Annotated in this window: 11 protein-coding genes; 8 read left to right on the forward strand and 3 right to left on the reverse strand. The window is 71.5% G+C overall.

What is annotated here, in order from left to right; translation table 11 throughout:
• From HBB12_RS19330 to cydB, 4 genes are all read left to right on the forward strand, one after another.
• Nucleotides 1-1,287, forward strand: a complete 1,287-nt coding sequence (locus tag HBB12_RS19330; RefSeq protein WP_236990834.1) for a threonine/serine exporter family protein — start codon at nucleotides 1-3, stop codon at nucleotides 1,285-1,287.
• Nucleotides 1,288-1,555: 268 nt separating this feature from the next.
• Entirely contained in the window at nucleotides 1,556-3,292 is a 1,737-nt protein-coding gene (gene poxB / locus HBB12_RS19335) for a ubiquinone-dependent pyruvate dehydrogenase (protein WP_236990835.1), read from the forward strand.
• 56 nt (nucleotides 3,293-3,348) lie between these two features.
• Nucleotides 3,349-4,773, forward strand: a complete 1,425-nt coding sequence (locus HBB12_RS19340) for a cytochrome ubiquinol oxidase subunit I (protein ID WP_236990836.1) — start codon at nucleotides 3,349-3,351, stop codon at nucleotides 4,771-4,773.
• Nucleotides 4,770-5,762: a cytochrome d ubiquinol oxidase subunit II gene (cydB, locus tag HBB12_RS19345; RefSeq protein ID WP_236990837.1), complete on the forward strand. Its 993-nt coding sequence runs from the start codon at nucleotides 4,770-4,772 to the stop codon at nucleotides 5,760-5,762. The genes HBB12_RS19340 and cydB overlap by 4 nt, the downstream gene beginning before the upstream one ends.
• 112 nt (nucleotides 5,763-5,874) lie before the next feature.
• On the opposite strand, the gene HBB12_RS19350 is transcribed toward cydB, so the two are convergent.
• The 3 genes from HBB12_RS19350 to HBB12_RS19360 form a co-directional block, all read right to left on the reverse strand.
• Nucleotides 5,875-6,372 (reverse strand): cytochrome b, encoded by a 498-nt coding sequence (locus HBB12_RS19350; protein ID WP_236992836.1) that lies wholly within the window; start codon nucleotides 6,370-6,372, stop codon nucleotides 5,875-5,877.
• 62 nt (nucleotides 6,373-6,434) lie between these two features.
• On the reverse strand, nucleotides 6,435-7,547 hold the full coding sequence (locus HBB12_RS19355; protein WP_236990838.1) for a catalase family peroxidase: 1,113 nt from the start codon (nucleotides 7,545-7,547) through the stop codon (nucleotides 6,435-6,437).
• A gap of 253 nt (nucleotides 7,548-7,800) precedes the next feature.
• Complete coding sequence (locus tag HBB12_RS19360; RefSeq protein WP_236990839.1) at nucleotides 7,801-8,151, reverse strand: hypothetical protein; 351 nt, start codon at nucleotides 8,149-8,151, stop codon at nucleotides 7,801-7,803.
• Nucleotides 8,152-8,375: 224 nt separating this feature from the next.
• Between HBB12_RS19360 and HBB12_RS19365 the strand changes: the two genes are divergently transcribed.
• The 4 genes from HBB12_RS19365 (at nucleotide 8,376) to HBB12_RS19380 (ending at nucleotide 12,381) form a co-directional block, all read left to right on the forward strand.
• Nucleotides 8,376-9,224 (forward strand): sensor histidine kinase, encoded by an 849-nt coding sequence (locus HBB12_RS19365; protein WP_236990840.1) that lies wholly within the window; start codon nucleotides 8,376-8,378, stop codon nucleotides 9,222-9,224.
• Between the two features lie 97 nt (nucleotides 9,225-9,321).
• Entirely contained in the window at nucleotides 9,322-11,211 is a 1,890-nt protein-coding gene (locus HBB12_RS19370) for a PAS domain-containing sensor histidine kinase (protein ID WP_236990841.1), read from the forward strand.
• A complete protein-coding gene (locus tag HBB12_RS19375; RefSeq protein ID WP_236990842.1) occupies nucleotides 11,208-11,843 on the forward strand; it encodes a response regulator transcription factor in 636 nt (211 codons plus the stop codon). The genes HBB12_RS19370 and HBB12_RS19375 overlap by 4 nt, the downstream gene beginning before the upstream one ends.
• A 130-nt stretch (nucleotides 11,844-11,973) precedes the next feature.
• Nucleotides 11,974-12,381 (forward strand): response regulator transcription factor, encoded by a 408-nt coding sequence (locus tag HBB12_RS19380; protein ID WP_236990843.1) that lies wholly within the window; start codon nucleotides 11,974-11,976, stop codon nucleotides 12,379-12,381.
• Nucleotides 12,382-12,588 lie beyond the last annotated feature (207 nt).

The following is a 12,588-nucleotide window of genomic DNA, read 5'->3' on the forward strand; positions in this document are numbered from 1 at the left end:
ATGTCCGATGCCGCGGCCGGCCGGGTGGCCGGAACGGGCCTCGAGGCCTTCGCCCGCCTCGCCCTGCGGCTCGGGCGGCTCCTCCTCGCCAGCGGGTCCGACGCCGACCACGTCGTCGCGCGGATCGAGGCCGTCGCCGCCCGGCGCGGGATCGTCGCCCAGGTCTTCGCCGGCAGCGAGCGGCTGCTGCTCACGGTCGAGGCCGGCGGCGCCTTCCGCACCCGGATCGGGCACGCGCTGCCCGGCGGCGGGGTCGATCTGGGGCGCCTGTCGGCGCTGGAGCGCATCCTGGACGATCTCGCGGCCGGCGCAATCGACCTCGTCGAGGCCGGGAGCCGGGCCGATGCGGTCGAGGCTGCAGCCCCGACCTATCCGGCCTGGCTGGTGGTGGCCGCGGTGGCGACCACGACCGCCTGCCTCGCCCGGCTGTTCGAGGCCGCCTGGACTGTGGTCGCGGCGGCCTTGGCGGCCGGGATCGTCAACACGCTCCTGCGCCGCGCCTTCGCGGCCCGGCACCTCAACCCGATCGCCGCCGCCTTCCTCACCGCCGCGGCGAGCGGGCTCACGGGCGCGCTCCTCCTGAAGCTCGTCCCCGGCGCCTCTCCGGCTTTGTGCCTGGCGGCGGCCGGGATGATCCTGGTGCCGGGCGTGCCGCTGATCAACGCGATCGACGACCTCGCCCATGGCCATGCGGGGATCGGCCTCGCGCGGCTCGCCACCGGGACGGTCACGATCCTGGCGATCGGCTTCGGGCTTTTCTTCGCAGCCTCGCTCGCGGGCGATGCCCTGCCGGTGGCGGCGGGCGGCGGGCGTCTTCCCGTGCCGGAGGACGCCCTGGTCTCGGGCCTCGCGGCGATCGGCTACGGGCTGCTCTTCGGCGTACCGCCCCGCGCCCTGCCGGCCTGCGTGATCTGCGGGATCGCCGGCCATGGCGGCCGCACGGCGCTCGCCGTCACCGGCCTCGACCTCGCCGCCGCCACCCTGGCGGCCTCCGCGCTCGTCGGCCTCCTCGCCACGGGCCTTGCGGAACGCCTGTCGTTGCCCTGGACCACCTTCGCGTTCCCGGGCGTCGTCGCGATGATCCCCGGCTCCTACGCCTTCCGGGCCGCAACCGGCGCCCTCGCGGTGATGGAACAGGGAGCCGCCGCACCCCCCGGCCTCGTGGCGGAGACGCTCGGCCTCGCGGTCGCCGCCATGGTCATGACCGCCGCAGTGGGGAGTGGCCTCCTCCTCGCCGTCTCGGCGCGGCGGCTCCTCGGGAACCGGCGCCGTCACGCCCGCGGGTGAGGGGATCATGCCTGCGTATGATCCGCCCAACCCTGCATCCGGTATTCATCGCATCCGCCGGCTGCCAGAATCGCCATCGATCGGATGCAGCCGATCCGAGGAGCAAACCGTCCAAATCCACGCCGATCGTCACAAGACGGGACGGGCCTGCAACGCCGAGACTTCATGACAAGACTTCACGAATCGTGTGCGCCTCGCGCGCTGCCGGCCGCGACCGGTCTTCGCGAATGTTCAGATCGTCGCTTTCAGATCATGATGGAGGATGCCGATGTCGACGGGCAATGTGGCCGAGCTGATGCTGGACGTGCTCGAGGAGGCCGGGGTCGCGCGCATCTACGGCGTGGTCGGCGACAGCCTCAACGGCCTGACCGAGGCCCTGCGCCGCCGCGGGACGATCGAGTGGATCCATGTCCGCCACGAGGAGGTGGCGGCCTTCGCGGCTGCCGGTGAATCACAGGTCACCGGCCAACTCGCCGTCTGCGCCGGCTCCTGCGGGCCGGGCAATCTCCACCTCATCAACGGGCTCTACGACGCCCAGCGCACCCGCACCCCGGTCCTCGCCATCGCGGCGCAGATCCCGTCGGCCGAGATCGGCGGCGGCTACTTCCAGGAGACGCATCCGCAAACCCTGTTTCGCGAGTGCAGCGTCTATTGCGAGCTGGTGACCGAGCCGCACCAGTTGCCCTACGTGATGGAGAACGCCGTCCGGGCGGCCGTCGGCCAGCGCGGCGTCGCGGTGATCGTCGTGCCGGGCGACGTCGCCCTGAAGCCGGCGCCGGGCCGCGGCGTCTCGGCCCGGGCGGGCCTCCTGCCGCCGGCCCCGGTTGTCAGGCCCTCGGAGCCTGAGCTCGACGCGCTGGCCGGGCTCCTCGACGGCGCCGAGCGGGTCACCCTGTTCTGCGGCCGGGGCTGCGCCGGGGCACACGCGCCGTTGATGCGGCTCGCCGAGACCCTGAAGAGCCCGATCGTCCACGCGCTCGGCGGCAAGGAGCACGTCGAGTACGACAATCCCTACGATGTCGGCATGACCGGCTTCATCGGCTTCTCGTCGGGCTACGAGGCGATGCATGCCTGCGACGTGCTGCTGATGCTCGGCACCGACTTTCCCTACAAGCAGTTCCTGCCGAGTGCCTGCCGGATCGCCCAGGTCGACATCCGGCCCGGGCAGCTCGGCCGCCGGGCAAAGCTCGATCTCGGGATCGTCGGCGACGTCGCCGAGACGATCGCCGCGCTGCTGCCGCGTCTGTCGGAGAAGACCGACCGCCTCCACCTCGACGACAGCCTCGCGCGCTACCGGGAGGCGCGGCGCGGGCTCGACCACCTGGCGCAAGGAACGCCCGGCCGCGCACCGATCCACCCGCAATACCTCGCCCGGCTGGTGAGCGAGGCGGCGGCCGAGGACGCGGTCTTCACCTTCGACGTCGGCACGCCGACGATCTGGGCCGCGCGCTACCTGGCGATGAACGGGCGCCGCCGCCTCGTCGGCTCACTCGCCCACGGCTCGATGGCCAATGCCCTGCCGCAGGCGATCGGCGTGCAGGCGGCGCAGCCGGGCCGGCAGGTGGTCTCGCTGTCGGGCGATGGCGGCTTCACCATGCTGATGGGCGATCTCATCACCCTGACCCAGCAGAGGTTGCCGGTGAAGGTGGTGGTGTTCAACAACGGCACCCTCGGCTTCGTCGCCCTGGAGATGAAGGCCGCGGGCTTCGTCGAACTCGGCACGAGTCTTGAGAACCCGGACTTCGCCGCCATGGCGCGGAGCATGGGGATCCACGCGATCCGCGTCGAGGATCCGGGCGACCTGCCCGGCGCGGTGGCCGAGATCCTAGCCCATGACGGACCGGCCCTCCTCGACGTGGTGACGGCGCGCCAGGAATTGTCGATGCCGCCGACGATCGGACTGGAGCAGGTCAAGGGCTTCAGCCTCTGGTTGATCCGCGCCGTGATGAGCGGGCGCGGCGACGAAGTCCTCGACCTCGCCAAGACCAACCTCCTGCCGCGCTGACGCAGACGCCCGCCTCGCCCTAGGTAAGCCATCACGACCGACCCGAGGAGGCCGCTGTGGACCTGACGCCGCTGATGCTGTCGCGGATCCAGTTCGCGTTCACGATCTCGTTCCACATCATCTTCCCGGCCTTCACGATCGGGCTCGCCGCCTGGCTCGCCTTCCTGGAAGGCTGCGGGCTCGTCACCGGCCGGCCGATCTACCGGCGCCTGTCGGATTTCTGGCTCCGGATCTTCGCCGTCGCCTTCGGCCTCGGCGTCGTGTCGGGGATCGTGATGGCGTTCGAGTTCGGGACGAACTGGAGCGAGCTGTCGCGGCGCACCGGGCCGATCCAGGGCCCGCTGCTCGGCTACGAGAGCTTCACCGCCTTCGCGCTGGAGGCGGGCTTCTTCGGCGTGCTGATGTTCGGCCGCAACCGCGTGCCGCGCTGGGTCTACTTCCTGGCCTGCCTGATGGTCTGCCTCGGCACCAGCCTGTCGTCGTTCTGGATCATGGTGAACAACACCTGGATGCAATGGCCGACCGGCTTCACCACCGGGGCGGACGGGGTGTTCGTGCCGACCGACTGGTCGGCGATCATCTTCAACGAGGTGGTCTGGGTGCGCTTCCCGCACATGATGCTGGCGGCCTACGTCACCTCGGCCTTCTGCATCGCGGCGACCGGGGCCTGGTACATGCTCCGGGAGCACGGCGCCTACGAGGGCCGGGTGATGCTGACGATGGCGCTGCGCCTCGCGGCGATCCTGGTGCCGATCCAGATCGCCTTCGGCCACCTCGCCGGCGACTACGTCCACGACAAGCAGCCGGCCAAGTTCGCCGCCATCGAGGGCCGCTGGCAGGACGAGCAGCCGGCCTCGGAAATCCTGATCGGCTGGCCGGACGAAGCCGCCGAGACCACGCGCTATGCCGTGGCGATCCCCTATCTCGGGAGCGTGATCGGCTCGATGAGCCTGACGGCCAAGGAGATCGGCCTCAAGAGCTTCCCGCCGGACCAGCGCCCGCCGGTCGTCATCCCGTTCTTCGCCTTCCGGGTCATGGTCGGCTGCGGGCTCGTGATGCTGGGGCTCGCCTGGCTCGGGGCCTGGCTGAGCCTGTCCGAGCGCATCCGGCACGCGCGGTTTTTCCTGTGGTGCACCTTCCTGTCCTTCCCGCTCGGCTTCGTGGCGACGCTGACGGGGTGGTTCACCGCCGAGGTCGGGCGCCAGCCCTGGGTCGTCTACGGGCGCTTACGCACCGCCGACGCCGTGACCCCGTTCCTGACCGCGCCGCAGGTCGGCACGAGCCTGACGGTCTTCGCCGTCGTCTACGCGCTGATCTTCGCCTTCGGCACCTTCTACATCTACCGCCAGCTCCGGGCAGGGCCGGTCCCGGCGCCCGACCTGCCGGACCGCGCCACCAACCCGAAGCGCCCGCTCTCGGTCCCCGGGGCGAGCCCGGGACTTGCGAGAACCTCTGCCGGAACCATGGAGGCCGGGGAATGACCCTCGTCGATTTCTGGGCCGCCGCGCTCGCGCTCTCGATCCTGCTCTACGTCCTCCTCGACGGCTTCGACCTCGGCGTCGGCATGCTGTTTCCGTTCGCCCCCGGCGAGGCCGGGCGGCGGCAGATGCTGGCGGCGATCTCGCCGGTCTGGGACGGCAACGAGACCTGGCTGGTGGTGGCTGCCGCGACCCTGTTCGGGGCCTTCCCGACCGTCTACGCGCTCCTGCTCTCGGCCTTCTACCTGCCGCTCCTCCTGATGCTCGCCGGGCTGATCCTGCGCGGCGTCGCCTTTGAGTTCCGCTACAAGTCGCAGGCGATGCGTCCGCTCTGGGATGCCGGCTTCGTCGCCGGCTCCTATGCGGCGGGCTTCGTGCAGGGCACCGCCGTCGGCGCGATCGTCGAGGGCCTGGCGGTCGAGAACGGGCGCTATGTCGGCAGTCCCTTCGCCTGGGCGACGCCCTTCGCGCTCCTGTGCGGGATCGGCCTGTGCATCGGCTACGCGCTGATCGGCGCCTGCTGGCTTGCCGGCAAGGGCGCGTTCGACGTGCGCGCCTTCAGCCTGCGAATCCTGCCCCGGCTGATGGCGGCGCTGGCGATCTTCCTGGTCGCGGTGTTCGTCCACGCGGCGATCCTGCACCTGCCGGTGCTGCACCGCTGGAGCGAGCGGCCTTACCTCGTCCTGTTCCCGATCGTCGGGCTCGCGGCCTTCGCCACGATGGCGCTCGCCCTGCGCCGGGACCACGACCGCCTCCTGTTCCCCGCCGCCGCCGCGATCTTCTGCGCCGCCTTCGCCACCCTGGCGGTGTCGTTCCTGCCCTACATGGTGCCGTTCACGGTCACGATCGCCGAGGCGGCGGCGCCGGAGAGTTCCCTGCGCTTCCTGTTCTGGGGTGCCGGCCTCTTCGTCCTGCCGATCACGCTCGCCTACACCGCCGCGGTCTATTTCATCTTCCGCGGCAAGGTCGACACCGATGTCGATTACCACTGAAACGGTTTCCGACGGATCGCGTCGCGATGCGGAAACCGGCTCCGCTCAGGCGCCGCGCGGGCCTGCGATACGGGTTCCGGAACGTCTTCCGGAACCCGCATCATCCGCGCGTTCAGCCCCGCCCGGTCCCCGCCCGCCACGACGCCATGCTGGTGAACACGCCGTCCCGGCGGATCAGCCCGTGCAGCAGCGCCGCCCCGAGATGGGCGAGGACGATCCCGAACAGCGCGTAGGCGAGCACGGTGTGGAGGACCCGCAAGGCCGCATAGAGCATCGGGCTGCCCGGCAGGATCGGCGGCAGCACCAGCGGGCCGGCGAGCGCCACGGGATAGCACGCCGCCGAGAGCATGCCCCAGCCGACGAGGGGCAGGGCGAGCATCAGCCCGTAGAGCGCGACGTGCGAGGCATGCGCGGCCCGTTTCTGCCAGGCGGGCAGGTCCGCCGGCAGGGGCGGCGGGGCATGGCGCCGACGATAGGCGAGGCGCAGGAGCGCCAGGACCAGGATCGCGGCGCCGAGCGGCCGGTGCAGCGAGACGAGCGCGTGGTAATGGCTCAGCGACGTCACCATCGCGACGCCGATCAGCAGCATGGCGAGGATCAGGACCGCCATGCTCCAGTGGAGCAGGCGTGCCGGCCAGGTGAAGCGTGCAGCGTCGGTCCGGACGGAACTCGTCACAGGGCGGCTCCATGAAGCGATGCGCCGGTGACGGCCGAGGGCGTCTTCGCCTCGCCGGAGCGCCGGGTGAAGGACTGCGAATAGGCGGCCGAGCGGGCGCTCAGGAGGGGATCGTCGGAGGGCGCGATCCCGTCAGGCAGGACGAGGGGATCGAAGTTGATGTCCCGGCAATCGCCCGGAGCCTCGGGCGCGGCGCCGGTGAGCGTGAGGGTTCCGGCATCGACGGTCTCGCGCTCCGCCGGCCACGGAATCGTCGCGTCGTCGGTCGCGTCGCCCGGCCGGCCGATCGTGACCACGAGGTGCCAGCGCACGGGCTCCCGCCGCAGGGTCGCCGCGAACTCGCCGAACAGGAAATTCGTGTCGGCGCTCGCCGCGGTCGCGCCCGCCTGCGGCGCGGCATCCCGCTCGGGAATGTAGGCGAAGCGCACCGGCGTGGCATGGCCGTCGGTCGCCACGAACCGGAATGCGTTGAGGCTCCGGTAGGTGTCCTCGGAAAAGCCCGCGGTGATCGTGCGGGCCTTGATCAGGGCGGCGGCCTTCGCGCTCTCCGGATGCGCCGCCAGGAAGGCGTGCATCCGTTCGGGATCGGGCTTGCCGGTGGCCGGATCGGGCCTGGCGGCGCGCAGCTGCTCGTAGAAGGCTTCGGGTGTCCCGACCGGGAAGACCGGGATGTCGTTCATGGCGGTGCGCCACTCCTCGCCGTCCGGCAGCCGGAAGCGCAGGGCGAGGCTGCGCACGGTGGCCTCGGCATCCGCCGCATAGGGCTGGCCGCCCGCGAGCGCGACGCGGCCCTCCACCGGGGTGACCCGGCCCGCGGCGAACAGGGAGGCTTTCGAGAGCCGCGCGCCCGCACCGCTCGCCGCGAATTCGCCGGTCACGCACAGCCCCTTGGCGTGGTTGCGCCGGAAGCCGGGATGCGGGCCGTTCACCGCCTCGAACCGGTCGATCAGCCGGGCCGGGGTGAGGGCCCCCGGCGTGAGCCAGCCGCCCGCATACGCGAAGGTGCCGGCAGTCCCGGCGAGCACCGCACCGATGGCGCAGAGGCGCAAAGCCAGGGCGCGCCGGGACAGGCCGGGCGGTGCCCCGATCAGGTCGTTCAGCCTCATCATCGGAATCCTCGAAGGGGAGCGTCGCGCCGTGCACGACCGATGGATGATCCGTCCTCGACATCCTCCGGCCCGTCCCGGACCCGGCGGGCGGTCCCGCCGGGCCTGCAACCGAATGCCGGAGGCGCCGCGTCATACGCTTTCCGATTGATCGCTTCGCGATGCGGAAAGCGGCTTCGCTCAGGCGTGTGAAGCCTACGGCTTCACCGCGCGGGCTGATGATACGAAATCCGGAAGTGATCTTTCGGATTTCGTATCATTCCGGGATCAGGGCATCCGCCGGGCCGCCCGCATGGCTGCCGCTGTAGCGATAGTCGGGGTTCACCGTCCGGCGAACCAGCGGGGCCGGCGTGCCCTCCGGGATGAGCGCGTCCGCGGGACCGCCCGCATGGCTGCCCGGATAGGCATAGGCCGGGTTCACCGCCTTGCGGCGCACCGGCTGCGGGACGCCGTCGGGGATCAGCGCATCGGCCGGCCCGCCGGCATGGGTGCCGGAGTAGGCGTAGGCGCCGGCGGGGCGGCCATGGTCCTGGGCGTTATCCTGAGCGGTCGCGGCGCCCGTCGAGGCCAGGAGGAGCAGGACCGGGAGCAGATTTCGCGTCGTCATGACAGTATCCTCGTCCGTGAGGTTGCGAGATCTCCGGCTGGAGATGCGATCGTTGTACCGGCCGTTCCGCATTCCCGCAGTCAGACCAGGATTTACGGGACTCACAACAAAGGACGGGACAGTCATACGTCGGTATGGTCGTCTGTCCGGTGCGCCGTCGCACGCGCGCTTCGACGGACCATCCCTAAACCTCCGTATGGTTTCGAACGATCACGGTGCGGGGCATGGTCCGGCTCAGCCGCAACGGCCGGGATGGTGCGGGCGAGGAGGAGGGGACCGACATGGCGCTGGACATGACGATGGACACGGCAATGCCCTCCTCGGCGATGGCGCTCCCCGGCGGCGGACAGGCGGCCGGCGAGGCCTTGCGCCGCGCCGAGGCCGCCCGCAGCGCCATGGCGCGCCTCCTCGCGGTCGCCGGCCACGACCTCAAGCAGCCCCTGCAGGTCGCCCTGATGGCGATCGAGTGCGCGGTCTCGGACGGCGTGGCGCCCCGCGCCGCCACGCGGCTCGGCATGGCGAGCGACGCGCTCCTGCGCCTCGGGCGCGAGCTCGACGACCTCGCCCGCACCTCGCAGGCCGGCGAGGCGGTGCCGCATCTCGGCCCCGTGCCGCTCGGCCCGCTGCTGGCGACGGTGGCGGAGGAATGGCGGGCCCTCGCCGATGTCCGCGGCATCGCCCTGCGCGTGCACCCGACCGGAGCCTGCGCGGCGACGGATGCGACGATGCTCGCCACCATCCTGCGCAACCTCGTGGGCAATGCCGTGAAATACGGGCGGACGGGCGGGCGGGTGGTGATCGGCTGCCGCCGCCGCGGCCGGCGCCTCGCGATCGAGGTGCACGACGACGGTGCGGGCATCGCGTCCGAGCGGCTCGCCACGATCTTCGAGGCCTTCGACCGGGCCGGGCGCCGGGACGGCGCGGGCCTCGGGCTCGGACTCCACATCGTGCGCCAGACCGCGCAGGCGCTGCGGGCGCCGGTGCGCGTCGCCTCGGTCCTCGGGCGCGGCACGGTCTTCGGCGTGACCCTGCCCCGCGCCGAGCCCCGGTCCAAAGATGCGTACGACGCCTAAGCAGATTTCGCAAAAATGGCCGCCGGTTTTGCGGAAAAAATCTGCGACAAAACAAGGATCTGAGCGGACGAAGCGTTGGCCTGCCAACGCAAGCCTGATGAGACCCGAGATTACCACCGGGGCCGGTCCCCGGGTCGCGGCGCTGGCCATCGCGCTCGCGGTCTTCCTGTTCGACGTGCTCTCGCCCATCGAGGGCGCGGTCGCCGTGCTCTACGTCGTGGTGGTGCTGATCGCCGCCCGGGCCTTCAGCCGGCGTGGCGTGGTGCTGACCGCGGTCGGGTGCCTCGCTCTCACGGCGACCGCCTACCTGATCTCCCATGGCCCGAACGAGACGGGGGCGCCGCTGCTGCGCTGCCTCGTCAGCCTCGCGGCGACCGGCATCGCCACCGCGCTGGCCTTGCGTCACAAGGCCGATGCCGCGATCCTGGCCGAGCAGGCCCGCCTCCTCGACCTCACCCACGACGCCGTCTTCGTGCGCGATGCCCGCGAGGTGATCACCTTCTGGAATCCGGCCGCGGAGGCGCTCTACGGCTGGAGCGCCGCCGAGGCCGTCGGCTGCGTCGCGCACGACCTCCTGCGCACGCGGTTTCCCGCCGAGAAGGGGGCGATCCTGGCCGAGCTGCACCGCACCGGCCGCTGGGAGGGCACCCTCGTCCAGCACGTGAGCACCGGCGGGACCATCACGCTGGAGAGCCGCTGGGCACTGCAGCGCGATGCGGCGGGCGCGCCGCTCGCCGTCCTTGAGACCAACACCGACGTCACCGAGCGCGAGCGCACGCATGCGCGCCTCGTCGCCAGCGAGCGGCGCTACCGCTCGATCTTCGACAACACCCAGGTCTCGATCCTCCAGCAGGACTGGTCGGCGGTGCAGGCCGAGCTCGACCGGCTGCGCGCCGACGGCGTCGCCGACCTCGCCGCCCGCGCGGCGGACCCGGCCTTCGCCGCGCGGGCGCGCCGGCGCGTCGCCCTCGTCGACGTGAACGCCGCCACCTTGCGCATGCTGCGGGCGACCGATCGCGAATCCCTTATCGGCCCCCTCGCGGATCTCCTGCCCGAGACGGATCAGAGCTTTCCCAAAGCCCTCGCGGCGCTCGCCTCCGGGGCCAGGACCTTCGAAGGCGAGGCGCAGATGCGCGCCCGCGACGGCACCCTCGTGCCGGTCCTGTTCGGCATCCGCTTCCCGGCCGATCCGGCCGAGCTCGACGCGGTGCTCGTCCACGCCCTCGACATCACCGACCGCAAGGCGGCGGAGGCCGCGCAGCTCACCCTGCAGGCCGACCTCGCCCACGCCGCCCGCGTCGCCACGATGGGCGAGCTCACCGCCACCATGGCGCACGAGATCAACCAGCCGCTGGCCGCCGTGGTGACGAACGGCGAGGCCGCCCTGCGCTGGCTGAAGCGCCCTGTGCCGGATCTGGGCGAGGTGACGGACGCGCTCGGCCGGGCGGTGGCCAACGGCAAGCGGGCCGCCGAGATCGTGGCGCGCATCCGCGGCTTTCTCAAGAAAGCCCCGCCGCGCCGCGAGAGCCTCGATCTGCCCGAGATGATCGCCGAGGCCGCGCAACTTCTCGACCGGGAGCTGGCGCGCCAGGCCGTCAGCCTCGTCACCGAGGCCGGGCCAGACCTGCCGCGGGTGCGCGGCGACCGGGTGCAACTGCAGCAGGTGGTCGTCAACCTGATGGTCAACGGCATCCAGGCGATGGCGGCCACATCCGGCCGGGCGCGGGTGCTCACCCTGCGGAGCACGTGGCAGGACGACGGACAGGTGCGCGTCGACGTGACCGATACGGGCGACGGGATCGCCCCGGAGGCGCGGGAGCGGATCTTCCAGCCGTTCTACACGACGAAGGCCGACGGCATGGGCATGGGGCTGGCGATCTGCCGCTCGACGGTCGAGGCCCATGGCGGCCGGCTCTGGATCTCGGAGGCCGGGCCCGGCGCCGCGTTCCACATGCTGCTGCCGGTGGACGGGGAGGACGTGCCGTGACCCAGACATCCGCGCCTGCGCCGACCGTGTTCGTGGTCGACGACGACCCGGACCTGCGCGCCGCCCTGGCCTCGCTGTTCCGCTCCGTCGACCTCGCCGCCGCGACCTTCGCCTCCGCGGCGGAGTTTTTGGCGGCGAAACGCGGCGACGGGCCGGGCTGCCTCGTCGTCGACGTGCGGATGCCGGGCCTCAGCGGGCTCGAGTTCCAGGACCGGCTCGCGGGTCTCGGGATCCCCCTGCCGATCGTCCTGATGACCGGCCACGGCGACATCCCGATGTCGGTCCGGGCGATGAAGGCCGGTGCCGTCGACTTCCTCGCCAAGCCTTTTCGCGATCAGGACATGCTGGACGCCGTCTCGGCGGCGCTGGCGCGCGACGCGCAGCGGCGCAGCCGCGACACCGGCCTCCAGGCGCTCAGGACGGCCTACGAGACGCTCACCGCACGCGAGCGCGAGGTCCTCGCCCAGGTGACGGCGGGGTTGATGAACAAGCAGATCGCGGGAAACCTTCACTTGAGCGAGATCACCGTCAAGATACACCGCGGCAACGTGATGAGGAAAATGGCGGCGCGCTCGCTCGCCGATCTCGTGCGCATGGCCGAAGCGCTGGGGATCGACCAAACCTCAGTATGATGTCAAAGCGCCGGGGGTGGGCCCATAGTCGCCGACAGGCACCCTCCCTCTCGGTCAGCCGGATCCGCTCAGGCCGCCGGACCGGGTCGGCCGGGCTTGGTTGGCCGGATTTGGCAGCGCAAGGCACACGATGTTCCGCACCCCGACGATCGCGATCGTGGACGACGACGAGGCCGTCCGTACCGCCACGGCGAGCCTCGTGCGCTCGCTCGGCTACGCGGCGCAGACCTATGCCTGCGCTCAGGACTTCCTCCGCGCGGCGCCGGCCACTTCGCCCGATTGCCTGATCACCGACGTGCAGATGCCCGGCATGACCGGGATCGAGCTTCAGGAGCGCCTGCGGCAGGAGGGTCGTACGCTCCCGGTCATCGTCGTCACGGCCTTCGCGAGCGACGCCCTGCACCGGCGCGCCTTGGCGAGCGGCGCCTGCGCCTTCCTCGAGAAGCCGGTCGGGGGCGACCTGATGGAGCATTCCCTGCAGGTGGCGCTGGCGGAGGGCGGGCGCCGGCAGGGGGCCGCGGTGACGGGCGGCGCCTGATACCAACGGTCGTTGAAAACGACCTTTGGTTCCGTTCTCGAATTGTTGCCAAGCCTCTGGCCTGGTGTCGAAGATTCGAGATGGGTCAACGGCCCCGTCGATCTCGGGCTGCCCGAGATCGAATCGATGCGTCGGCATCTTGGGCCGTTGGCATGAGCCGGCATCGGGAGAGGGCCGCGCTCGTCGGGCGACGACCCTCGGCTGCGC

Origin of the sequence: Methylobacterium sp. SyP6R, assembly GCF_019216885.1 — a bacterium.
In the GTDB taxonomy this organism is placed as follows: domain Bacteria; phylum Pseudomonadota; class Alphaproteobacteria; order Rhizobiales; family Beijerinckiaceae; genus Methylobacterium.